The sequence below is a fragment of the Lysinibacillus irui genome, from assembly GCF_028877475.1.
GTDB lineage: Bacteria > Bacillota > Bacilli > Bacillales_A > Planococcaceae > Lysinibacillus > Lysinibacillus irui.
In genome coordinates, this window is the sequence record NZ_CP113527.1 from 2,161,743 (window position 1) to 2,185,290 (window position 23,548).

20 protein-coding genes and 1 other annotated feature are annotated in these 23,548 nt (G+C 39.2%); of the genes, 13 read left to right on the top strand and 7 right to left on the bottom strand.

Translation table 11 applies throughout. The features are described 5' to 3' along the window. The first annotated feature begins 267 nt into the window (after positions 1-267). The 3 genes from OU989_RS10860 (at position 268) to OU989_RS10870 (ending at position 5,398) form a co-directional block, all read left to right on the top strand. The gene (locus OU989_RS10860; protein ID WP_274797176.1) at positions 268-2,151 is read left to right on the top strand and encodes an FAD-dependent oxidoreductase; all 1,884 of its coding nucleotides are present in this window, start codon (positions 268-270) and stop codon (positions 2,149-2,151) included. A gap of 81 nt (positions 2,152-2,232) precedes the next feature. Then, positions 2,233-2,451: a binding site (T-box leader), on the top strand. Between the two features lie 44 nt (positions 2,452-2,495). Then, a complete protein-coding gene (gene argS / locus OU989_RS10865; RefSeq protein WP_274797177.1) occupies positions 2,496-4,169 on the top strand; it encodes an arginine--tRNA ligase in 1,674 nt (557 codons plus the stop codon). Positions 4,170-4,225: 56 nt separating this feature from the next. Then, positions 4,226-5,398 (top strand): MFS transporter, encoded by a 1,173-nt coding sequence (locus OU989_RS10870; protein ID WP_274797178.1) that lies wholly within the window; start codon positions 4,226-4,228, stop codon positions 5,396-5,398. A gap of 231 nt (positions 5,399-5,629) precedes the next feature. On the opposite strand, the gene OU989_RS10875 is transcribed toward OU989_RS10870, so the two are convergent. Then, on the bottom strand, positions 5,630-6,019 hold the full coding sequence (locus OU989_RS10875; protein ID WP_274797179.1) for a hypothetical protein: 390 nt from the start codon (positions 6,017-6,019) through the stop codon (positions 5,630-5,632). 486 nt (positions 6,020-6,505) lie between these two features. Between OU989_RS10875 and OU989_RS10880 the strand changes: the two genes are divergently transcribed. Further along, positions 6,506-7,609 (top strand): TcaA NTF2-like domain-containing protein, encoded by a 1,104-nt coding sequence (locus OU989_RS10880; RefSeq protein ID WP_274797180.1) that lies wholly within the window; start codon positions 6,506-6,508, stop codon positions 7,607-7,609. Positions 7,610-7,616: 7 nt separating this feature from the next. Beyond that, positions 7,617-9,389, top strand: a complete 1,773-nt coding sequence (recQ, locus tag OU989_RS10885; protein WP_274797181.1) for a DNA helicase RecQ — start codon at positions 7,617-7,619, stop codon at positions 9,387-9,389. A 62-nt stretch (positions 9,390-9,451) separates the two neighbouring features. Here the strand turns inward: recQ and msrA are convergent, their stop codons facing one another. After that, positions 9,452-9,973, bottom strand: a complete 522-nt coding sequence (msrA, locus tag OU989_RS10890; RefSeq protein WP_274797182.1) for a peptide-methionine (S)-S-oxide reductase MsrA — start codon at positions 9,971-9,973, stop codon at positions 9,452-9,454. A gap of 174 nt (positions 9,974-10,147) precedes the next feature. On the opposite strand from msrA, the gene OU989_RS10895 reads away from it, so the two are divergent. From OU989_RS10895 to OU989_RS10905, 3 genes are all read left to right on the top strand, one after another. Further along, complete coding sequence (locus tag OU989_RS10895) at positions 10,148-11,098, top strand: LCP family protein (protein WP_274797184.1); 951 nt, start codon at positions 10,148-10,150, stop codon at positions 11,096-11,098. A gap of 63 nt (positions 11,099-11,161) precedes the next feature. Next, on the top strand, positions 11,162-12,361 hold the full coding sequence (locus OU989_RS10900) for an AI-2E family transporter (RefSeq protein WP_274797186.1): 1,200 nt from the start codon (positions 11,162-11,164) through the stop codon (positions 12,359-12,361). Between the two features lie 102 nt (positions 12,362-12,463). Next, on the top strand, positions 12,464-12,829 hold the full coding sequence (locus OU989_RS10905; RefSeq protein ID WP_274797187.1) for a cupin domain-containing protein: 366 nt from the start codon (positions 12,464-12,466) through the stop codon (positions 12,827-12,829). A 67-nt stretch (positions 12,830-12,896) separates the two neighbouring features. On the opposite strand, the gene OU989_RS10910 is transcribed toward OU989_RS10905, so the two are convergent. Continuing rightward, positions 12,897-14,072 carry an aminotransferase class I/II-fold pyridoxal phosphate-dependent enzyme gene (locus OU989_RS10910; RefSeq protein ID WP_274797189.1) on the bottom strand — a complete coding sequence of 392 codons (1,176 nt, stop codon included), beginning with the start codon at positions 14,070-14,072 and terminating at the stop codon, positions 12,897-12,899. Positions 14,073-14,414: 342 nt separating this feature from the next. On the opposite strand from OU989_RS10910, the gene OU989_RS10915 reads away from it, so the two are divergent. Both OU989_RS10915 and OU989_RS10920 read left to right on the top strand, forming a co-directional pair. After that, positions 14,415-15,296: an aminoglycoside 6-adenylyltransferase gene (locus OU989_RS10915; RefSeq protein WP_274797190.1), complete on the top strand. Its 882-nt coding sequence runs from the start codon at positions 14,415-14,417 to the stop codon at positions 15,294-15,296. A 17-nt stretch (positions 15,297-15,313) separates the two neighbouring features. Then, on the top strand, positions 15,314-16,129 hold the full coding sequence (locus tag OU989_RS10920; protein WP_274797192.1) for an ATP-binding protein: 816 nt from the start codon (positions 15,314-15,316) through the stop codon (positions 16,127-16,129). Between the two features lie 47 nt (positions 16,130-16,176). Here the strand turns inward: OU989_RS10920 and OU989_RS10925 are convergent, their stop codons facing one another. After that, positions 16,177-16,971 carry an enoyl-CoA hydratase/isomerase family protein gene (locus OU989_RS10925; RefSeq protein WP_274797193.1) on the bottom strand — a complete coding sequence of 265 codons (795 nt, stop codon included), beginning with the start codon at positions 16,969-16,971 and terminating at the stop codon, positions 16,177-16,179. A gap of 364 nt (positions 16,972-17,335) precedes the next feature. Here OU989_RS10925 and OU989_RS10930 point away from each other — a divergent pair, with 364 nt between their 5' ends. Further along, positions 17,336-18,211, top strand: coding sequence for a tyrosine-type recombinase/integrase (locus OU989_RS10930; RefSeq protein WP_274797194.1), 876 nt, complete (start codon positions 17,336-17,338; stop codon positions 18,209-18,211). A gap of 79 nt (positions 18,212-18,290) precedes the next feature. On the opposite strand, the gene OU989_RS10935 is transcribed toward OU989_RS10930, so the two are convergent. The 3 genes from OU989_RS10935 to OU989_RS10945 form a co-directional block, all read right to left on the bottom strand. Further along, the gene (locus OU989_RS10935) at positions 18,291-19,145 is read right to left on the bottom strand and encodes a transglutaminase family protein (RefSeq protein ID WP_274797196.1); all 855 of its coding nucleotides are present in this window, start codon (positions 19,143-19,145) and stop codon (positions 18,291-18,293) included. A gap of 61 nt (positions 19,146-19,206) precedes the next feature. Beyond that, entirely contained in the window at positions 19,207-20,172 is a 966-nt protein-coding gene (locus tag OU989_RS10940) for an alpha-E domain-containing protein (protein ID WP_274797197.1), read from the bottom strand. Continuing rightward, positions 20,126-21,616: a circularly permuted type 2 ATP-grasp protein gene (locus OU989_RS10945; RefSeq protein ID WP_274797321.1), complete on the bottom strand. Its 1,491-nt coding sequence runs from the start codon at positions 21,614-21,616 to the stop codon at positions 20,126-20,128. The genes OU989_RS10940 and OU989_RS10945 overlap by 47 nt, the downstream gene beginning before the upstream one ends. An 80-nt stretch (positions 21,617-21,696) precedes the next feature. On the opposite strand from OU989_RS10945, the gene OU989_RS10950 reads away from it, so the two are divergent. Next, positions 21,697-22,110: a hypothetical protein gene (locus tag OU989_RS10950; RefSeq protein ID WP_274797198.1), complete on the top strand. Its 414-nt coding sequence runs from the start codon at positions 21,697-21,699 to the stop codon at positions 22,108-22,110. A gap of 432 nt (positions 22,111-22,542) precedes the next feature. Further along, on the top strand, positions 22,543-23,505 hold the full coding sequence (locus tag OU989_RS10955) for a tyrosine recombinase XerC (RefSeq protein ID WP_274797199.1): 963 nt from the start codon (positions 22,543-22,545) through the stop codon (positions 23,503-23,505). Positions 23,506-23,548: the final 43 nt, after the last annotated feature.

Genomic DNA, 23,548 nt, shown 5'->3' on the forward strand with positions numbered 1-23,548 from the left:
CGATCATTCATACTATTTTTATGCGATTACTACAATTGTCCAATTGGTTGACAAAAAGCATCCAATCCTCATTAATCATTGTATTCATTGATATTAGTAAATCAATTCACATAGAAAAGTTCCGTAGATTAGGTGTGTTTTAATGTACGGTTAAGAGGCTTACATTTGTAGGCAAATGTAGAAATTAGGACATTCAGCTCTTTCAAGAGGTGGAAATGATGATAAAATAAACATGTTTATGGAAAAATTAACTATTGGAGGTACTTTATGGGTAAGGGCTTATTATGGACAGCCACTTGTGTAATAGTAGTTTTACTAGGGTTTGGAAGCTACTATTTTATTAAAGAAATAACAAACTCTATGGCATACAATAAATTAGTGGATGAGTATAAAAAGCCAGAACCAATAAACAATATAGAGGCAGACTATGATGTGATCGTTATTGGTGGAGAACCTGAGGGGGTAGCAGCTGCAGTAGCTGCGGCTCGCAATGGTGCGAAAACATTATTGGTAGAAAAACGACAAGAGCTTGGTGGTTTATTTACATACGGAATGCTGAATTTCCTCGATATCCCTCGTGATGGCCACAATAACTCGATCAGTAAAGGTATTTTCAAAGAGTGGCATGAGCTTGTCAAAGGGAATGACGCTTTTGGCATTGTCGGTGCGAAGGCAGCCTTTAAAAAACTAATTGATGAAGAGCCAAATTTAACCTTATCAGTGCAAACCGAGGTATTGAAAGCGAATGTGAATCAACAGCAAGTAACCTCAGTCGAATTAAAAAATGCGTACGGTACATATGTTGTGACGGGGAAATCTTTTATAGATGCCACACAGGATGCTGATTTTGCTGCAATGTCGAATGTTCCTTTCTTTGTAGGTGGAGAGGATATTGGCATAAAGGATAAACGCATGGCTGTGACTTTAATGCTGCATTTAAAAAATGTAGATTGGGATGAAGTGAAAAAAGCAGCGAAGTCTGACGTATTTGGCGGAGCCAACTTAAATCATACGGTTATGTGGGGCTTCACAAAGCTACATGATGAATACAAGCCTATACAAGAGGGCACGAGATTAAGAGGGTTAAATTTAGCGCGCGTCGATGATGAATATTTTATTAATGCCTTACAAATCTTTGGCATTGATGGCTTGAATGACAACTCCAAACAAGCGGCCATTGCGGCAGGTAAGAAAGAAACGTTACACATTCTCAAATATTTACAGGAAAATTTCCCTGGATTTGAAAAAGCGGAAATTGTCAGCTATCCAGAAGAGCTGTATGTGAGAGAAACAAGACATATTTGGGCCGAATATCAATTACCAATGGCAGATCTTTGGAAAAATAGTGATCAGTGGGATAGTATTGGAATTGCTTCATACCCAGTGGATGTGCAAGCACAGACACCTCATGACTATGGCTACGTCATTGCTGCACCAAAGCAGTATGCCATTCCTTTCCGTTCATTAGTACCGAAGGATATTGATGGCTTGCTAGTGGTTGGACGCTCAGCCGGTTATTCGTCACTGGCAGCTGGTAGTGCGCGTATTGTGCCTACCGGAATGGTAACAGGTGAAGCGGCTGGTACTGCGGCTGCACTAGCTTTGAAAGAGAATATCAGCTTTAGAGACATGAGCAAGGATAAAAAGCTTATTGCCTCTTTAAGAAAGCAGCTCGAAAAACAGGGAGCTTATGTTGATTCATTTTCTGTTGAGTATCCGTATCAAGGAAAATGGTATGATGAAGCCATTCAAACACTCATTAATTACGGTCTTGTAGTAGGTGGCTACGAAAATGATTTAAAAGTCGATAGTAAGGCAACAAAAATTAAGTTTGCTAAAATGCTAAAAGAGAGTATGCTCCGTGCTGGTGGAGAGAGTGCCACAGCTAAGAAGGATCAGCTCGAAATTGTCATTAATAAAGTTTATAATAATGGTGATGAAGCCATTATGAGAGATGAAATGGCACAATATTTGGCTGACGTTCTTTTAGGCAAATCCGATGCTACTAGCTGGGATACGTTGATTGAAAAAGGAATCGTCACGGAAAAAGTGGCGAAGAAAGTCAAAGAGAATAAGAATTTAAAATTAAAAGAGATGTACGCCATCATGGCCGATGTCATTCACTATGTAGAAAAAGAACGTTCCTCCTGATGAGGAGCGTTTTTTCAAAAGGAAAATGAAAATCATATTGACGCCAACTAGAAAGTCCTGTAATATATGTCAAAATCATAAAAAAATTCGATGAAAAAGAGAGTAGTTGATGGGACAGCTGGCAAGCGAGTTAGGGATGGTGTGAGCCTAATACAGAAACCATGAATGAAGCGCACTTTGGAGAAGATTCTCGAACTAGTAGTAGAGAATAGCGGGGCGTCACCTCGTTAACAACGGAAAGTGGTCATAACAATGGCAACTAGAGTGGTACCACGGGATTACTATGCTCTCGTCTCTAATTTATAGAGACGGGGGCTTTTTTATTTGAACAGGAGGATGGGAAAATGAATAAACAAATTGCTAATAGTATTGCAGAAGTTTTTAATCAACAGTTATCGGTGGATGAGATTGAACATTTATTAGAAAAACCAAGAACTTTAGAGCTTGGGGATGTGGCATTTCCGTGCTTTACGTTAGCTAAAACATGGAAGAGATCACCGCAAAGTATTGCCGCGGATATAGCGAATCAGTTAAAAAGTGATGACATCCAGCGTGTGGAGGCTGTGGGTGGCTATGTCAATATTTTTTTGAATCAACAGCAAGTGACGCAGCATGTGTTAAGCAATATCCTGCACGAGAAACACTTATATGGCACCAATCAAACTGCCATGGGACGCGTCGTGTTAGATTTTTCATCGCCCAATATTGCGAAGCCTTTCTCCATGGGACATTTACGTTCAACGGTCATCGGCAATGCATTAGCTAATATTGCTACGAAAAATGGCTATCAAGCGATTCGTATCAATCATCTAGGTGACTGGGGCACCCAATTTGGTAAACTCATCGTGGCGTATCATTATTGGGGTGACAAACAGGCCATTACAGCATCACCGATTGAGGAGTTATTAAAGATTTATGTGAAGTTTCATGAAAAAGCAGAGCAAGATCCAACACTAAACGAACAGGCACGTGCAGCCTTTAAAGCGTTAGAAGACGGCGATGAAGAGGCACTCGCATTATGGCAGTGGTTCAGAGATGTCTCCTTAGTAGAGTTTCAGACAATCTATCAGCTACTCGGCATTGATTTTGATGCCTTTACGGGAGAGGCCTTTTACAATGATAAAATGACAGCCGTTGTGACAGAGCTAAAAGATAAAGAACTCTTAGTAGAATCAGACGGGGCATATGTAGTTGAGTTAGACAATATGCCACCGTGCTTAATTACAAAAACGGATGGAGCTACGCTTTATGCAACGCGTGACTTAGCTGCAGCCTTCTATCGTCAACAGCACTACCAGCCAGAAAAGATTTTCTACGTGGTCGGTAATGAGCAATCACTACACTTTAAGCAACTATTTCGAGTCATCGACAAAATGGGCTATGCTTGGGCAAACCGTCTACACCACGTACCATTTGGGATGATGCTTAAGGATGGTAAAAAAATGTCTACACGTAAAGGCAAAGTGGTGTTGCTTGCTGATGTGCTCAAAGAGGCTATTGCAACGGCCAAGCACAATATTGAAGAAAAGAACCCTCATTTACCAAATAAAGAACAAGTAGCACAGCAAGTAGGGGTAGGTGCGGTCATTTTCAATGATTTAAAATATCATCGCCAAAATGATATTGAATTCTCAATCGAACAAATGATGAATTTTGAAGGAGAAACAGGGCCATATGTGCAATACACCTACGCACGTCTGTGTTCCATTTTAGAAAAAGTCGAGGTACCATCACATGACGTGACTCTCGAAGCATTAGGTGAGCAGGCTTGGCCGATTATTTTATTATTAGAACAATTTCCTAACGTGGTGGTCACAGCTTTTGAACAGGCAGATCCGTCGCTAATAGCAAAGTTCGCGTTACAGCTTGCACGTTTATTGAATAAATATTATGCACAACATAAAATATTAGCCGATGATGCACAACAAACATCACGTATAGCACTATGTTATTGTGTCGCAATCATCTTAAAAGAATCACTCACTTTATTGGGCATCGAGTCACCTGCAAATATGTGAGGTAGCACGATCATAGATTGTCTTGTCAAAGTCGCAGTAGAGAGGATATTGAACAAATGGTGAAAAAACAATGGACCGTTTCGCTCATACTGGTGGTAGTAAGTATATTTTTAATTGCGCTCAATATGAGACCAGCAGTAACAGCAATCGGACCACTATTTAACGTATTAGCATCAGCCTTGCATGTCTCCAATACGAGCATCAGTTTACTAACTTCAATTCCCGTTTTTTGTATGGGATTATTTGCTCCACTTGCTGTACCTCTTCAACGAAAGCTTGGGACGAAATCGTCTATCACACTGTTAGGCGTTATCCTTGTTGTAGCGAATGGATTGCGTTTTTTTAAAGAAAGCTATCAATTACTAGTGATCACCAGTTTTATGGCAGGTTTGGCTATCGCTATAATTGGTCCGATATTAAATGCGTATATTAAGAAAAAATTTCCGCAGCGTTTTACGGCAGTGATTGGTATCTATTCATTTGGCATTGGGGTAGGGGCTACCTTAAGTGCAGCGTTAACTGTTGCTTTTTATCATGCTTTTGCTAATAGTTGGACCATTGCACTTGGGCTATGGGTCCTACTAGCTATTGTCGCAGTTGTCTTTTGGTTATTGGCCATTCCAACAGAGCAGCCAGAGTTTGGGCAAAACTTGGAAACGTCTGAACAGAGTCGGAATCCGTGGACATCTAGACGTGCCTGGGTGATTTTACTGTACTTTGGTTTACAAACGTCGCTGTTTTTCTCCATCATGTCTTGGCTCACACCTCTTCTGCAGGATAAAGGCTCGACACTAGAGGCAGCTAGTACCATGCTCACATGTATGTCAATTGTGCAAATGATTGGAAATATGGCTGTGCCAGTATTCATGGAAAAATGGCCAAATCGAATGGCTTGGATTCGAGCATTAGGCTTAGTAGGCGTCATTGGATTTACACTATTGTGGCTCACATCAGGGACCCTTTTATGGTTAGCTGTTTTATTGATTGGCATAGTCTTAAGTGGTCTATTTCCGATTGGCTTGTTGTTACCACTTGATGAGGCTCAAAACGATCAAGAGGCCAATAGCTGGTCCTCGATGGTGCTATCAGGTGGCTTTATGCTGAGTGCCATAATCCCAATCATGATTGGGGTTGGCTATGACATAACAGGCAACCATATGTGGACATATGTCATCTTTCTTGTGTTGATGGTAGGCATTATAGCAACGACAGAACTGTTAAAAAAATAAGAGGATATGCGTTAACGGTAAACCGTTCAGTTCAGTGGTAAAAAAGTTCAAAATAACATTGGATATTGCGACATATTTTACAATGAAATTATCACTACAATTAACATAGTAATTAGCATTGATTTTGACATAAAAAAGGACTTAGTTCACTTAATGAACTAAGTCCTTTTAAATTACATCGGCTATTTATAATGGAAAATAAGCCTCTGTTTGTTGAACAAGACGTTTTGTTTACCCTTCAACGATTGCAAGATACTTTTTGATTTCTCCCTCAGATTCAATAATTAAAATATCTTCTCTTTCTTTTGTAGAAAAAATCTTTGCACCAACAGGAAGTTTATTTGACATTTCATCTTTAAAATTCGTACCAGTATCATTTTTTGTTTTAATTTCACTGACTTGAACATCTTTTGTTAAAGATAATTTTTCTACCCAATCAATATTAGCCTTATAAATTACGCCCTTATATTGAAAGATATCAGCATTAGAATCCAAAGTTAATACTTCTTCGGCGTCGATACTATCATTCGTCACTGTTGTAGTTCCCCCTTGAATATTACAGCCTGTAATCATAAATAATGCTAATACAATTAAACCGTAGAAATATTTTTTTGATTTCATTTTAATCACCTCTATTACATAGACTTGAATTATCTGGAAAAGTTACAAATATTCCATAACACCAGTGAAATACAGGTGTCATTTGAAATTAAATAGTAACTGGACATTCATTCATCATTTATAGATAATATACTCCCAAGAATACACCTTAGAAGCCAAACAAAGTCGTTGTACAGGTGTTTCATCTTTTCCATTCGTTTTAAAATGCAGACAGAAGTTATAAAAATAGCCTGCTAATTACAATGAAATTAGCAGGCTATTTCTTTTTTTTTTGAAAATTATTTTCCGATTCAGTTATCCTCCAATTCTCACAACAAATGTTATGTTTCATAAAAAATAATAGGTAGAATGAAATAAATAGAGACAAGTTGCTGCATTTTTCTAATATTGATTTTTAAATAATAATATTATGTAAACTTGAAACATCACCATTCCTTGATTATGATAGACAATAGAGAATGATGAAAAGAAAGTTTTGGTGAAAGTATGTATAAAAAAGTGCTCGTGTTAGGAGCGACAGCTTTACTCATCACAGGCTGTGATAGTCAAATAGGAGCAGGCTGGTTTCAAAGTAAAAAGGCAGAAGTCCACAAAGAGAGATCGATTGTCGAGCAAGAAGAAAGAATTATTCCAGAAGTAAAAGTTATCGGAGAGCATGGTGTTGGGGCAGGCATTATAATTAAACAACAGGATGATCATCTGTTCATTTTAACGAGTGGAGCACTTGTCGCATCCAAACCAACGGCTCTTATCCAGTTCGGTCAAAATAAGTTAGTGGCAGCAGATGTTCATTTCATGTCAACAGCACATAATATGGCCCTTTTACAAGTTTCGTATCAAGCAAATGTCCAAGTGCCCAAAATCTATGAAGGGGAACTTAATCAGCTAGCAGTTTATGTCAATGGCATGCCCTATACCATTCAGAAATACCAAGATAAAGTAGCGGCTTATTATATTCAAGCAGAAGAAGCCCTACCTTTAGGAAGCCCTGTTATGGAGGCAAACAACGGGGCTATTGTTGGACTTTATTTTAATCGTCAGCAACAAGGTGAGTCCCAACCATACATACTGCCAATAAAGGAAGTCCAGTCCTTTGTGGAGGAGTGGATTGAAGATGGCATGACACCTAGTGTTCGTTTATCCCAATCTAAAAACCTATATCCTTATATTGAACAGGGTGATAAGGAAGCAGTACAGCAAGCTATCGACCAATATGGCGAAAATATCTTTGCCTATAATACGGATGAAATTAAGCTATTTTTAGATACGTTCCATAAGTATTTAAAGGGGGCAGTGGCCATTCAGGATGCAAGTGTCATGGAACCAATCGTTGGATCAGAAGATTTACAGGAAACCCTTACAAGTATGGTTGCCTATTATGCCTCCAAACAGGCGAAGATCCATTTCTCTGATACGAGCATACAGGATATTCAAGTGGAAGAATCCCATCTCCTTGTGAGAGCCAAAACGGAATATATACTAACGAATGCTGCTGGGCAGGAAGCGCTTGCCCACTCCATCATGCTGTATGAATTAGAAAAAAATGACCAGGGCGAGTACAAGCTACTTCGTCTAACAACCGAGGAGTGAATTGTACATGGAGCAAGCAAGACAAATGCTACAGCATCATTTTGGCTATGACGCCTTTCGTCAAGGACAAGCCCAAATTATTGAACAAACATTACAAGGGCAATCAAGCCTATGCGTAATGCCAACAGGTGGAGGGAAGTCCATTTGCTATCAAATTCCTGCCTTAATGCTAGAGGGCTTAACCATTGTTATTTCGCCGCTTATTTCCTTGATGCAAGATCAGGTCGAGGCGTTACGTGCGGCGAACATTCCTGCTGCTTATATTAATAGTACATTGACAGCACAGGAAGTAGATGAAACGATGCAACTAGCTAGTGCTGGGTATTTAAAACTTCTATATATTGCACCGGAGCGACTAGAAAGTACTACGTTTCTTCAAGCCCTGTCTTCATTAACTGTACCCCTAATCGCTGTAGATGAGGCTCATTGTATTTCCCAATGGGGTCATGATTTTCGACCAAGCTATCGATCTATTCAAAAGCTCTTTACTTTGTGGCCGCAAAAACCAACTGTTTTAGCGTTGACTGCCACGGCAACGCCAGCAGTCTGTGAGGATATTCGTCAATTATTATCGATTGACGAGCAGGCAACGGTTATCACAGGCTTTGCTCGTGATAATTTGGCTCTCACGGTGTTAATTGGAGAAAATAAGGAACGTTATATTAAAAATTACTTAATGAAAAATAAACAGGAAGTAGGTATTATTTACGCTGCTACTCGAAAAGCAGTAGATGCGATTTATGATATGTTAAGTCGCTCCGGGGAAGCAGTTGCCAAATATCATGCGGGCTTATCAGAGGATTTGCGAATGGCAGAGCAGGAGCGATTTTTAAAGGATGAGGCACGTATTATGGTAGCCACCAATGCTTTTGGCATGGGGATTGATAAAAGTAATGTGCGCTTTGTCTTGCATTATCAAATGCCTCGCAATATGGAGAGCTATTATCAAGAAGCGGGTCGAGCTGGGCGAGATGGTCTACCAAGTGCCTGTCTCTTACTTTACGCCTCTGGCGACGTCCAAACACAGCGTTTTTTAATTGAACAAACACAGGATGAAGCACGTATCACTCAGGAGTTAGCAAAGCTCCAAACAATGGTCGACTATTGCCATACAGAGGGTTGTTTACAAAATGCCATTTTATCGTATTTTGGTGAGGAACAGGAAGAGCCTTGTGGACGCTGCAGTAATTGTAATGATGGACGCGCTGTGACAGATGTGACCGAGGATGCGCAGAAGGTGCTCGCTTGTGTCGTGCGTATGGGACAAAAATTCGGTAAGACGATGGTTGCCCAAGTGTTAATTGGCTCTAAAAATCAAAAAATCGCTGAATTTGGTTTTGCTCGATTATCGACCTACGGCATTTTAAAAGGACAGTATTCCTCTAAGGATGTCTCCAACTTTATTGAGTTTTTAATTGCAGAAGGTTTATTGGCCGTGAAGCATGGGACATTCCCAACCATTTATGTATCAGCAGAGGGCAAGGAAGTACTACTTGGCAATCGTCAGGTTATGCGTAAGGAAGCTGTCACAGTGAAGAAGCTTGTGGACAATGATCCATTATTTGAACATTTACGGGTGTTACGAAAAGAGATTGCGGATGAAGAAAAGGTACCACCATTTGTTGTATTCTCCGATAAAACATTGCGTGATCTATGTGATAAAAGACCAGCTGTACTGGAGGATTTACGACAGGTAAGCGGTATTGGTGAGGTGAAATTTGACAAATACGGTAAGCGCTTTTTTGAGGCTCTGCAATCGTTTGTAGAAGCCTCATCATAAGAATTTACAGCTGTTTTCGTACAAAAGGTGTCTCCAACATGTGAGACACCTTTTATTATTGCTTATTTTTCCCAATGTTTTGTAATGAATTCATCTCGGCCAGAAATGGCACGATCTTGCTGATAGTGTTCTGCCTCTTTTTTATAATAGTCTTGGTGATAATCTTCTGCTGGATAGAAGCGTTCAGCATCGAGAATTTTGGTTACAATAGGTTTATCAAAGCGCCCACTGTTGGCAAGCTTTTCTTTGGAAGCCAAAGCGAATTGCTTTTGCTCATCTGTATAGGTAAAGATGGCTGTTGTATAGGATTCTCCACGATCATGGAACTGGCCAAAAGCATCTGTTGGGTCAATTTGCATCCAATAAATCTCAAGAAGCTGTTCATAACTAAAAATAGTAGGATCGAATTCAATTTCGACTACTTCCAAATGACCTGAAGTCCCTTTCTTGACATCTTCATAGGTTGGATTTTCTAAATGGCCGCCCATGTAGCCAGAAGTGACTTTATGTATACCGTCCCACTCGACGAATGGCTTCACCATGCACCAAAAACATCCGCCAGCAAATGTAGCTTTTTCTATCATATTGCATCATCCTTTCTTTTGTGAAATTATTATAGCATTGTTTTGCTCCAAACTGGGTAAATGGGTGTAAAATAACGAGTAGATAGAAAAACATGGAATCGATACTGTCAAAATGAAACTTTCTAGCTAATCAATCGTTACATTAACTATATCAAAATAGAGGAGTTAGTTGTTATGGAAGAGCAAGATTATACGAGACGCTCACAACGTCCGAAAAAACGGAGACTACGTAAAGGGAGAGCTTTTTTTACATTAATACTACTCTGTATCATTGTCATCGCAGGTTACTCTATTATGCAATATCGTAGTGGGCTTGAACTGGCTAATGATACGAATGTAGCGCAGGAAGACTTTTCTGGTGATACGATCAAAGGGGATATCGAGAACTACTTGATTTTAGGTGTCGATACACGAGGTGAGGAAAAATCACGTACAGATACGATGATGGTATTATCGTGGAATAAAGCAAATAATGATTTAAAACTCGTATCCTTTATGCGGGATATTTATGCTGATATCCCAGGCTATCAATCCTACAAGTTGAATACAGCTTACTATTTAGATGGCGTCCAACTATTGAAGGATACATTGACGAATATGTTTGGCTTGCCGATTCATCATTATGCATTAATTGATTTTAAGAACTTTGAATCATTAGTTGATATTTTGGCGCCGAATGGTGTGGAAATGGAAGTAGAAAAGGATATGTCTGAGAATATTGGGGTAGAGTTAAAGCAAGGTGTCCATCGCCTAAATGGACAAGAGCTACTAGGCTATGCTCGTTTCCGCCATGATGCTGAAGGTGACTTCGGTCGTGTCGCACGTCAGCAAAAAGTCATTGAAGCTTTAAAAAATGAGCTATTAACACCTAAAAATGTTTTACATTTACCAAAATTTGTAGGAGCAGCTCAAGGGTATGTGACAACAGACTATTCATCAGCTGAGGAAATGCAACAAGTGCTTAAATTGCTATCTAAGGGCAAAGTAAACATTGAAAAAGCTACGATTCCTATTGAAGGAAGCTATCAATTCCAAAACTTTAGCCATGCGGGTGATTCTATTGTCATCGATGTAGAGCAAAATAAAGCCTTTTTAAGTGAATTTCTTGGCATTTCACTGGAGTGATATTTCGCAAAAACCAACATTATCCTGTAATATAAAGGTAGAGATTTGGATTGGGGTGGATATATGGAAAAAGACAGACCAAAAGAGCGTTCAAACCTGCTAGCAACCAAGTTTATACGTTTTTTAGGTGGTAGAAACCTATTATTTACACTAGTTATTTTATTATTAGTTGCATGTGTTATTTTTATGTTTAATCAAGTTTCCTTTATCTTTACCCCGCTACAAGTATTATTTGAAGTAGTGATTTTACCAGGGGTACTAGCCGTCATTGGCTACTATTTATTGCGGCCATTACTGGCGTTACTCGTTAGATGGCGCATCCCAAGAATTTGGGGTATTTTACTACTCTATATAGCGGTAATTGGTGTGATAACACTTCTTGTTGTGTTGGTTTATCCGTTTTTACGCGATCAATTTACCAATTTAGCACAGGAATTCCCTGAATACTTCATGACATTCACACAAAATATTGTTGGATTCCTAAATAATTCTCGTTTTAATGAGTATTTAGCGACACTTAATTTTGATTACAATGAAGTGGTGAAAAATTTCACAACCGATATGGTGAAAACGGTGAGGGAAACAGCTGCCAATGTAGCGCAAGGTGTTGCTACTGGTATTACGGGCTTCCTATCAACATTAACAGGCATTGTCCTATCCCTTGTGACAGTACCGTTTATTTTATTTTACCTACTTAAAGAGGGCGAAAAATTACCGAAATTTATGCTGAAAGTGTGCCCACCACGTATGCGTAAAGAAGTCACTGAAATTTTCCATGACATGGATAAGCAAATTAGTTCTTACATACAAGGACAAATTTTAGTATCCATGTGTATCGGGGCCATGGTAACGATTGGCTTTTTAATTATTGGAATGAAGTATGCGTTATTACTCGGCTTCCTAGCCATGATTACTAGTGTAGTGCCTTATTTAGGTCCTGTCATTGCCATCACGCCAGCCGTTATTATCGCGCTTGTTACTTCGCCATTTATGCTAGTTAAGCTAGCAATTGTTTGGACAATCGTTCAGTTAATCGAGGGGAAATTCATTTCGCCACAAATTATGGGGAAATCATTAAGTATCCACCCGATTACAATTATCTTTGTATTATTAACAGCAGGCTCGTTATTTGGTGTTCCTGGTGTCATTTTAGGGATTCCCGGCTATGCGATCTTTAAAGTGTTAGTCACACATCTATTTAAGCTCTTTAAACAACGCTATAACCGTTACGAAGATGATGTCCATCAAAAATATGATATCTAATCAGCACACAGCTATTGCCATATGGCAGTAGCTGTTTTTTGATGAAAGGGATATTGATATGCTATCCTTTTATTAGATTCACCAAAGGATGGGGGAAAAGGAATGACATACATACCGATCAATTTCAAAGAAAAATTGGCTAAATTTCAGGAGCATTGGTCTCCAAAAGTTATTGCGGAAATGAATGATTATCAATTTAAACTAGCGAAAGTACAAGGGGATTTTGTTTGGCATAAGCATGAGGATACGGATGAGGTATTTATCGTCATTGAAGGGAGTTTAATAATCGAGTTTCGAGATGGTCATGTGCAGTTAAATGAAGGTGAAATGTTTGTGGTCCCACGTAATGTTGAACATAAACCGTATGCAGCTTCCGAATGCAAAATTTTGCTTGTAGAACCGATTGGCGTAGTAAATACTGGCGAGGAACAATCGGCGCTAACCGCTGAAAATGACGTGTGGATTTAATAACCTTGATTTTCATGATAAAACCCTTCCAACATGATGTTAGAAGGGTCTTTTATTTTCACTATATCTAGCTTTTTGCCAGTAATTTTACTTGTGCTAAGCGATCTACAGCTTCTTGAAGAAGTTCCTTAGGCTGTACTAAAGCTAAACGTAAATAGCCTTGTCCAGCAGTACCAAACACGGTCCCTGGAACAGTCACAACGCCAACTTGTTCAATTAATTGGAAGGCTAGCTCCGTACAGTCGATATCGTACGGATATTTCGCCCATACAAACATCCCACCATCTGAAGGTGCCGCATCCCAACCTAATGCTTGTAAGCCATTCATTAATGTCTTATGGCGTTCAGAGAAAGTGGCACGTAAGCTTTCCGTGATTTCCTCTGCGTTGTCCAGCGCTACAACGGCTGCATCTTGAATCGGCTCAAAAATACCAAAATCTAAATTGGATTTTAATTGTTTGATAATGGCGATCATTTCTGCATTTCCAGCGATGTAAGCAATACGTGTCCCTGCAAGGCTAAAGCTCTTCGATAATGAATTAATTTCCATGCCGACTTCTTTTGCACCTGGTGTAGCAAGGAAGCTAGTAGGACCATCACCTGTAAAATAAAACTCTGAATACGCCGCATCATGTAGAACGATAATATTATACTTTTTAGCAAAGGCAACCACTTTTTCAAAATACGCTAAAGAGGGCATTGCGGGTACAGGATTTCCTGGTAAGTTTAAAATCAATAGCTTGGCCTTCTGAGCAATGTCTTCAGGTACAGCGTCTAAGTCAGGTAGATAATTGTTATCAGCTGTTTGAGGCATATAATAAGGTGTTGCGCCCGCTAAGTGAATCCCTGCGTCATAGGCAACATAGGCAGGGTTAGTAGATAAAACGATGTCACCTGGATCACAAAAGGCAACTGGTAAATGAACTAAGCCTTCTTGAGAGCCAATTGTTTGAATGATTTCTGTAGCTGGATCTAAGTCAACGTTGCTACGACGTTTATAGTAGCGACTTACTGCTTCATAAAAACGTTGTGTACCTGTCAGTGTATAACCGTAAGACTCTGCTAAACCTGCTCGATAAGAAAGGTGCTCACGTATTTTATCATGTGGGGGAAGATCAGGACTCCCTAAGCTTAAATCAATTAACGTCATGCCCTTTGCTTGTTGTTCTCTAGCAAAATTTTTCAAATCTCCGAAAATTGCTGGTGTAAATAATGACATTTTTTTAGATGGTACGATTTTCAAAACTAGTACACTCCTTATTGTTGTATAAAGTGAAACGTCAATCGTAGGAGATGTCTTATCTCCCAATCGATTGGTTATGTTCACGAATCGGGCTTTTACAGGCCGTTGATCTTACTATGACCTGTTTATGCGAGATAACAGAATAGTAGTACACATTTTATCATACTAAAGCACATAAAGGGACAGATATTCTGAAAAAAGAAAATATTTATATAATGAAGAAGATGTGTGCATAGACTAGCGAAAATAGATTGTCTGTTGTTGGAATAAGCTACTATAAATTCCTTCATGGAGGGAAATGTATTATACTGAGTATAAAGTTTTTCAGGTAGGGGGAGTCTGATGAGAACCGAGCAAGAGATGTTTGACTTACTATTGATGACGGCACAATACGACGAAAGAATTCGAGCTGTCTATTTAAATGGCTCAAGAGCAAACCCACATGTTGCAAAAGATATGTTTCAAGATTTTGATATGGTCTATGTTGTCACGGAGACGGCCTCCTTTTTAGAGGATGACAAGTGGATTCATCTATTTGGCGACTTACTGATGGTGCAGGAGCCTGATCTACTGGATAAAGGACTTGGTTTCGACAAAGACTTTGCTTATAGCTATACATATTTAATGCTATTTACAGATGGCAATCGAATAGACCTTCGCTTATTATCAACTCAAGCAATGCTAGATGAGTATGGAAAGGATAAGCTAACAGTTCCTTTACTAGATAAGGATCAGCTTTTGCCACCTATCTCTCCAACCTCTGATTGTGATTATCATATTAGTCCACCTACTAAGGGGCAGTTTGACAGCTGTACGAATGATTTTTGGTGGTGCTTACAAAATGTTGCGAAGGGGATATGGCGGGACGAGCTGCCCTATGCTAAGCAAATGTTTGAGGACACAACGAGGCACGCTCTTCATCAAATGCTCAATTGGTGGATTGGTCAGCAGCACCATTTTGAATTATCTACAGGTAAGATGGGGAAGTATTTGAAAAATTATTTGCCAGAAAATTATTGGGCATTGTATAAAAAAACCTATGCAGATGCCGATTATGATCATATGTGGAATGCCATTTTTGCTACATGCACACTGTTTCGAAGCATCGCAAAAGACGTTGCGCATCACTTTCATTTCTCATACCCTCATAAAGATGATGCGAATATGACGGTCTATTTAAAGCATGTACAAATGCTACCACGGGATGCGAAAAGCATTTTGTAGAGTGGAGGGAGTTAGCAGTGAAGGTATATTCACTAAGCGGACCAAGCGGCACTGGCAAAAGTACTAGTGCACTTGCCTTTGCCCATAAATTAGGTGTAGAGGCCATCATTGATGATGGATTACTTATTATTAATGGTGTAAAAGTCGCTGGCGTTTCAGCGAAATTTGAAAAAAATACGATTACCGCTGTTCGGCGTGCTATTTTTACCGAGCAAGAACATCGAGAGGCAGTTAAAAAAGCGTTAGCTAGCTATAAGGTGGAGGCTATTTTGCTGATTGGGACCTCTACTAAAATGACGAAGAGCATTGCGAAGCAGCTGGAGCTTGGACCTATTGAGCACTATTATCAGGTGGAAGATGTTCGTTCCTTGAAGGAAATTCAAAAAGCTCGTTTTATCCGACAAACACAAGGTAAGCATGTTATGCCCATTCCATACCGACAAGTGGAGCAAAATTTCTTTAAACGGTTAGTGCAAAAGGGGATGGAAATTTTTTCATCAAAACGTGAAAAAATCGGGGAAACGACCATTGTGCGACCTGATTTTCAGCGAGAGTATATCGAGATTAGCAAGCATGTCTATGTTGATTTACTGACTTATTGCTGTAATCAACAAGCCATTGTCCAAAAGGTAGAGCACGCTCAATTTGTGCTAGGTGATCAGGCTGAAGCGATCCTCACTATTCAGGTGAAGCTGCCGATCGATTACCCATTAGCAGCGCATGTATTGGAACTTCAACGAGCGGTGCAGGAGTCGTTTTATCTGCATTTTGGCTATGAATTAGATGCGATCCATGTTCAGGTCAAAGTGGCTTTACAAAAGAAAAAATCATAAAAAACAGGTACTCCCCATCGCACCAGGGCGAAAAGAGTACCTGTTTTTTATTTCGGCTGTCGAGTGAAGTGCGGCTGGCGTTTTTCAACAAAGGCACGGCAACCCTCTGCAAAATCGCTGCCCACAAATGGTGTAGAGCCCTGCCATAATGTTGGCACACTATCAAGACATTCTTGCACGGATTGTTTAACAGCTAATAAGGATTCCGGCGACATCCCTGCAACGAGCTTGCCCATACGGATCATATATTTATTTAAGTCTTTTTCAGCTACCAAATAGTTGAGCATTCCTAGCTTGAAGGCTTCTTCGGCTTTAAACATTCGACCGGTAAAGACCAAATCCTTTGTTGTGGCAGGACCTACTAGCTGTACTAAACGCTGCGCAAATTTATTATTTAAAGTAATGCCTAATTTTCCGACAGGGATACCAAGTTTCGCTTTGTCGGAGCCAATACGGATATCACAGGCTAAGGCTAATTCTAAGCCAGCGCCCATCGCAGGCCCATTAATGACGCCAATCGTAGGAATGGGTAAGCGCTCAATGGTGGAAATGGTTTTTTCCATATGTACAAACGCTTCTTCGGCTTTGTCGAGGGAGATGGCATTAAATTCTTTAATATCAGAGCCTGCGGTAAAGTTTTGGCCAGAGCCTCGTAAAATAAGGACTTTATTTTTAGGATTGTCTAATACTTGTAGAGCTATTTTCGCTAATTGATCCCACATGTTTGCGGTTAACGCATTTTTGGCTTGTGGTCGGTGAATCGTAATAATGGCTAGACCAGCTGTTTCTTGATAAATAATTTTTGCATCTTCTGCTTCCAATCGAGTCGTCTTTACTTGCATAGTAGAAAGCCCCCTACATGTTAGTTTCTGTCTTTATTATATAACACAATGAAAAATAATCACGGAATTATACGAATTTTCATATAAGGTTGCGTTGTTACACGAAAATAGAAGGAAAAGATAGCATTTGTAATAGAACAGGGGGAAGAAATTTACTATTGTAAGAAAGTAAAAGATGTGAGAAACTAAATGTAAGAACATATGTTTCTTGTTTATGTAAGGAGCACTTGCTGCAAGAAGCGGGTGTGTGTAATGATAATACAGATTATCCGACACTAAATTAATTGTATTTAATTATGAACTGACGCACCCAAAATATAGTAAAATATAAACATACTACGCACAGTAAACAAGGAGGGGCCATATGGTGACACTCAAGGAAGCATGGGATAGTTACTTTTTACTGCTGCAATCACTAAAAAAAAGTGCTGCAACAAAAAAGCAGTACAACATGGATGGACAGCAATTTTTAACGTTTGCCCATGAACAGAAATACTTGTATGTGGATCATCAATTAAAGAATTTACTTAAGCTTTATAGTGACTATCTAAAGGAAACCTACAGCAATATCAATACATTTAATCATAAAATAGCGACTTTACGAGGCTTTGTTGACTTTATTTTTCTACGTGAATGGGTAAAGCCTTTTGATTATCAAGTTATATTACAGCCCAAAAAAAGACAAAAAGAGGCATTACAAGTACTGACAAATAAACAGATCATGCTCATTGCCAATGTTTGGCCAACTTATTTTCAATATGCCAAAACAGAGGAGCATGCCTGGCTGGCGAGACGTAATGGTGCCATTGTTCAAATGTTGATGGAAACAGGTTGTAAGCCAGCAGAGCTTGTGCGCATGAAATGGTCGCACATCATCGAAGAACATGCGACTATTTTTATTGCCAATCGGAATGGGCGTCGAGAAATAAAATGCTCAGCCGTACTTATGGACATGCTAGCACAATATAAAAAAGAGACAGCACACCTACATGGACAAGAGGTTGGGGAATGGATTTGGGTAAGTGAGGCGAGTGTGGCAAAGCCAATTTCAACGAAGACAGTGGAGCGTATTTTCCAAACGATGTCTCAAGATATAGGTAAAAATGTAAGAGCAACAGATTTGCGTTATACCGTTATGCAACGGTCATTTCAACAAGATAAAACACTGGAACATATTCAACAAGAAATGGGCTATGTACGGAAATGGGTGCTGACAGAAAGACAGCAGCGCTTCGAATAAAATCGGTGAGACCGCATTATATGACTTAAACGCAAAATCAGTGGAGCTTTTTTATGCCCCACTGACTCTTTCTTGTTCTTTATAAATGATTTAATGCTTTCACACTGACTTTTACCGTTAAATCATGCTTTCCTCCAGTATAAACTCCTTCTACAGGGCTTATATCACTATAGTCGCGACCAATACATAAAATAATATGGTTTTCTAAAACTTCCACATTATTTGTTGGATCAAGGCCAATCCAGCCTATACCTGGTATCATGACCTCTACCCATGCATGTGTCGCAATATCGCCAATAAGGGCCGAATTTTCATCTACATATAAGTAGCCACTGACATAACGAGCAGGGATTCCTTTTGCACGCAAAACAGCAAGCATTACATGGGTGAAATCCTGACAAACACCTCGTTTTAATGCAAAAGCCTCACTTGCTGTTGTTGTTACATCTGTTGCTGTTGGGTCATATTCAAAGCTTGCATATAAATATTGCATTAAATTAAGTGAAAAGAGCACAGGATTTTCAGCATGACCGATTGCATGATAGACTTCCTCTAATTGCTGATCCGTCATAAATGTAAAATGAGTTCCTTTTAAATACGGTAAATAATGCTCGTAAAATAGCTGTGAATGAAAGATTGTCTGCATTTCAGGCGAATACTGAATACGATGAATAAAGGGTGCACGCTGAATACTGACAATCGAGGATGTATGAATTTCTAATGTTTGATGCTGCTCTGGTATATAAAAAGACCCAACTGTATTACCCCATATATCTGTATGCTCACGGGTAAGAGAGGATGGCGTTATGGCAATTCGATAGGATAATAATCGCTGACGCTCATCACTACGTGGCTTTAAACGGATCGTATTTAAACTTTGGTCGACTTCAGATTCATATTGAAAAACGTTTGTATGCTGAATTTCAAATTTCATCGTGTCCGCTTCCTTCTGCTTACTGACTTGCCTGTTGAAAGGGAGCTGTGGTGGATTCCTTTCAAGGTTGTACGCTGGGTTCATATAAATGATAAATTGTCGAAAAAGTATCACTAAAAGCAATACATTGAGACAATCTTTCCTCCATTATAGTAATGGTTTCTTCAATAGTCATTTGCCAAAAATCAATGTGATCGATAGCTAAGATAAGGCTTCTAATATTCCATTGAAGTGTTAAAAATCTTGAGGATAGTGCATCATGTTCAATAGCCATTATCGCATCTTCTATTTTCTTTAAACAGTACATGACAGAACTTGGGCAATGCTCATCTTGTACTAAATAGCGAATGACCGTCTGTAAATTTGTTTGGCGATGCTTGCGCATAAAAGACTCCCTTGCTGCCGCAAGCTCTAATAAAAATGCACCATCACGTTCTTCTAACGATAATCCCGCTTGCTTTTGCTGTTCTACAATAATGACTGTCATGCGAATTGTTTTTTCTGCGCGCTCAAGCCATTTCCCGACCTGCATGAAATAATAGGGGAGCGCACGATCCATTGTACTCTCTATCAATCCCGTTTCCATCCATAACGTTTTCCGCACTTCCTGTAAAAATGCCTGAAGCTCAATGAGTGGGATTGGCCGTTCTCTTGTCAGTATGGCCTGTCGCTTTGTTAAATAAAAGTCATTTTGAATTTCCCATAGTTCAGTTGGTAGACTATCACGCGTTACCCGTGCATTTTCTCGAATCGCACGTAATGTGGCGTGGAGGGCATTACTATTTTTTTCAGAAAATAGAAGATAGTCAATCAATGGGTTAACTCGTACTGTATTGTAATTGTCTAAATATTCCTCCTTGGAGGCGCAAATATTTAACACTGCCTCCCAATGATCAATATAGTCATGTTCTTGCCCAGATTGCTCCAACATATTCAACAGCTGTATCTGTAATATATGTGCATTTGTTTGTGAGCGTTCACTATACCGAGCCATCCAGTACAACGCGTCGGCTACTCGACTTAGCATGCTGCAACTCCTCCTTTAAAATCCACGTATCCTTCGCACCACCACCCTGTGATGAATTCACAACGAGTGAGCCTTCTTCAAGTGCCACTCGTGATAAACCACCAGGTAAAACATAACAATCCTCGCCCTTCATGACATACACACGCAAATCGACATGGCAAGGGTAGAATCGTCCATTTTGAAAGGCAGGTGCTCTGGATAGTTTAATCGTTGGTTGGGCAATGTATTGCAGTGGGTTCTTGCAGATTTTTTGCTTAAACAAAGCGATTTCTTCCTCACTTGCATGGGGACCAATTAGCATATCATAGCCCCCAGAGGCACTGACATTCTTAATGACTAGCTCCTGCATATGCTTAAGCACCCATTCACGCTGCTTGTCATCCCCTAGGTGATAGGTTTTCACATTCGGTAAAATCGGTTCTTCCTGTAAATAATAACGAATCATATCAGGTACATAGGCATACATCGCTTTATCATCGGCCACACCGTTTCCAACAGCATTTAGAATAGCAACATGACCAGCTTGATAGGCCGCCATTAAATGAGGAACACCTAGTAAAGAATCCTCACGAAAGACAGCAGGATCTAAAAAGTCATCATCGATACGACGATAAATGATATCTACTTGCTGTAGACCATAGATAGTTTTCATATAAACTTTCAAATCCTGTACAACTAAATCGCGGCCCTCGACTAGCTTGATATTTAAATGCTGGGCTAGAAAAACATGATCGTAGTAGGCTGAATTATAAATGCCAGCAGTAAGGAGCACGGCTTTAGGCTCACGATCCGCTTGCATGGAGGGAGGTCGATGTGCCAGAAGGGCCATTTTCATATAACACATCTGTTTATCCAATGGTAGAATAGTATGTTTTGAGAAAAACTCTGGATATACTTCCTTCATGACATCTCGATTTTCGAACACATAGGAAATGCCAGACGGATTGCGTAAATTATCCTCTAACACATGATAAAGACCTTTTTCATCTCGAATTAAATCGATACCTGCTAAAAATATATGATTCTTGATTGGCACTTGAAGTCCTGTCATCATTTGCTTGAAATAGGGATTATTTTCTACAAGCTGTCGAGGAATGAGCCCATCTCGTAGTATGTTTTGCTGACCATAGACATCTTGTAAAAATAAATTTAAAGCTTCTACACGCTGTTTGACACCTGCCTCAATATGAGTCCATTGTCTTTGAGGAATAATAATCGGGACACAATCAAAAGGCATCGTGCGCTCAGTTCCATCCTGTGTTCCATATACCGTAAAGGTAATCCCTTGTCTGAGAAAGCTTGCCTGTGCTTGTCGGTATTTTTCTTCCAGTTGCTCCAGTGAAAAAAGGGATAGCTTATGATGAAAAGAACGGTAATGAGGCTTTGGCTTATTGCCGTCAAACATTTCATCGAAAAACAGACTAGAATCATATAATTTCTTCATCATATGGATCGCCTCCGAATTTAAGTAGTAGTGAAAACATGTTACACTGTGAATAAATACATAAAAAGGAGCTAACAATCATGACCATCATTAATTTAATGCAAGCTTATGAATTAGATAAACTTTCCAAATTAGATTTAACAGACGAGGAGATTTTACGTGCCTTACGAGCGGGGGATGTATCAGCTTGGCAAGAACAAGTACCAAACTATGAATTTAGTGAGACAATGGCTCTTTATAAAGAAGGGGAACAACAATTCTTAGATGCACTACATGGCCATTATCGAATTAAGTATGTAACATTGCCAGGCATCCAACGTTTATTGCATCTACGCTTTCAATTAGAAGAAGGGAAGGATTACCAATTATTAGAAACGGGTATCCAGCACTTAACGTGTGATGAGGAAACAGTCACAAAAATTCAACAAATGTTATCGACAAACTGGTCACTAACAAAACAATCAGATGGAGCATACTCAGTATTTGTAAAATAACCGATTTATCCAAAAAATACCATACACATTGTGAGACGAATCGACATGGGTGGTTACCCATCTACTGTTTTTTCAAATCGTCTCACAGCGCAAACCATTTTTGTGAAAAATCCTGATTTTTTGCGTACGCTCGAAAAAAACTCCTCTCAAAATTCAAAATCCTCCCATAGTCTTTTTTCTTTAACGCAATCCAGATAAAGTCTACTAGATTTTAATATTCATATCCCGTGAACTTTATGCCTAAAATGTAGCAACTGTCACAAATCATTTATAACGAAATCCTCTTTTGAATTGAAAGGGGATTTTTTATTGCACAAAAAAGAACATTTGTTCTATATACGCATAAAGAGCATTTTTTATGTAATAAAGTTCCCAAATTTATATTTGGGAACGTTTTTTATGGTAAAATAGAGCAAATAGAGGTGATTTTTGATGCAAAAAACGAAGCAACCAAAATTTATGAAGGATTTCCTTGTCTATTCAACAACCATCAAAGGAAAGTCACAGCGTACAAGAAAAGAATATGAATATGATTTGACTTTATTTTTCCGTTTTCATAAAGCAGTTCAAGAGGATTTGGGGATAGAGAATTTAGATGCTATAGATATTGCTACAATGACAATAGAAGAAATTCGTGCTATTACGTTAGAGGATCTTTATTACTTTATGGAGTACTGTGAAGTTCAACGAGGTAATTCTGCTGCGGCGAGAGCTCGAAAAGTCGCGACTTTAAAAACTTTTTTCAAATACTTAAAAGGAAAACGTCGACTCATTGAGGAAAATCCTGCAGATGAATTAGAAACACCGAAGATCGGCAGAAAAAGACCTATCTATATGAACCTTCAAGAAGCTACACAATTTATAGAAGGTATTCAGATCAATCAGGCATCACCGCGAAATTACTGTATGATGATGTTTTTCTTAAATTTAGGAATTCGTGTAACAGAGCTTTGCCAGCTTAATACAACCTCGATTCAAGGACGGTATTTAACGGTTATAGGGAAAGGCAATAAGGAACGAACGGTCTATTTAAATGATAGCTGCATGCAGGCACTTGCAGACTATGAAAATAGTGGCAAGACCCCTTATAAGGGAGACGGTGAGGAACCACTTTTCGTATCACAAAAAGGCACGCGCTTTACACGTCAAACGGTTGCTAAAATTGTCAAACGCATTAATCAGCAATCAGGACTGCAAAAGGAACGACTAACACCGCATAAACTACGCCATACTTCTGCAACGATGATGTATAAAGCTGGAGCAGATATACGTAGCCTCCAGCATATTTTAGGGCATTCAAGTGTTGCAACAACGCAAATCTACACGCATATAGAAGATGAGCAGCTGCAGCATGTACTAGAAAACAATCCATTTAATATGGTACGGGAAAGATGATTTTCTACCATCAGTAGCGAATATATAAGAGAATACGAAATGA

Excerpts from the sequence above, each read along its gene's own strand:
- OU989_RS10900 (WP_274797186.1), top strand. The coding sequence starts at position 11,162 with ATGGAAAAAGACAGACCAAAAGAGCGTTCAAACCTGCTAGCAACCAAG.
- OU989_RS10905 (WP_274797187.1), top strand. The coding sequence starts at position 12,464 with ATGACATACATACCGATCAATTTCAAAGAAAAATTGGCTAAATTTCAG.
- recQ (WP_274797181.1), top strand. The coding sequence starts at position 7,617 with ATGGAGCAAGCAAGACAAATGCTACAGCATCATTTTGGCTATGACGCC.
- OU989_RS10860 (WP_274797176.1), top strand. The coding sequence starts at position 268 with ATGGGTAAGGGCTTATTATGGACAGCCACTTGTGTAATAGTAGTTTTA.
- OU989_RS10950 (WP_274797198.1), top strand. The coding sequence starts at position 21,697 with ATGACCATCATTAATTTAATGCAAGCTTATGAATTAGATAAACTTTCC.
- OU989_RS10925 (WP_274797193.1), bottom strand. The coding sequence starts at position 16,971 with ATGCAAGTAAAGACGACTCGATTGGAAGCAGAAGATGCAAAAATTATT.
- msrA (WP_274797182.1), bottom strand. The coding sequence starts at position 9,973 with ATGATAGAAAAAGCTACATTTGCTGGCGGATGTTTTTGGTGCATGGTG.
- OU989_RS10945 (WP_274797321.1), bottom strand. The coding sequence starts at position 21,616 with ATGAAGAAATTATATGATTCTAGTCTGTTTTTCGATGAAATGTTTGAC.
- OU989_RS10875 (WP_274797179.1), bottom strand. The coding sequence starts at position 6,019 with ATGAAATCAAAAAAATATTTCTACGGTTTAATTGTATTAGCATTATTT.
- OU989_RS10940 (WP_274797197.1), bottom strand. The coding sequence starts at position 20,172 with ATGCTAAGTCGAGTAGCCGACGCGTTGTACTGGATGGCTCGGTATAGT.
- OU989_RS10880 (WP_274797180.1), top strand. The coding sequence starts at position 6,506 with ATGTATAAAAAAGTGCTCGTGTTAGGAGCGACAGCTTTACTCATCACA.
- OU989_RS10930 (WP_274797194.1), top strand. The coding sequence starts at position 17,336 with ATGGTGACACTCAAGGAAGCATGGGATAGTTACTTTTTACTGCTGCAA.
- OU989_RS10895 (WP_274797184.1), top strand. The coding sequence starts at position 10,148 with ATGGAAGAGCAAGATTATACGAGACGCTCACAACGTCCGAAAAAACGG.
- OU989_RS10935 (WP_274797196.1), bottom strand. The coding sequence starts at position 19,145 with ATGAAATTTGAAATTCAGCATACAAACGTTTTTCAATATGAATCTGAA.
- OU989_RS10955 (WP_274797199.1), top strand. The coding sequence starts at position 22,543 with ATGCAAAAAACGAAGCAACCAAAATTTATGAAGGATTTCCTTGTCTAT.
- argS (WP_274797177.1), top strand. The coding sequence starts at position 2,496 with ATGAATAAACAAATTGCTAATAGTATTGCAGAAGTTTTTAATCAACAG.
- OU989_RS10915 (WP_274797190.1), top strand. The coding sequence starts at position 14,415 with ATGAGAACCGAGCAAGAGATGTTTGACTTACTATTGATGACGGCACAA.
- OU989_RS10870 (WP_274797178.1), top strand. The coding sequence starts at position 4,226 with ATGGTGAAAAAACAATGGACCGTTTCGCTCATACTGGTGGTAGTAAGT.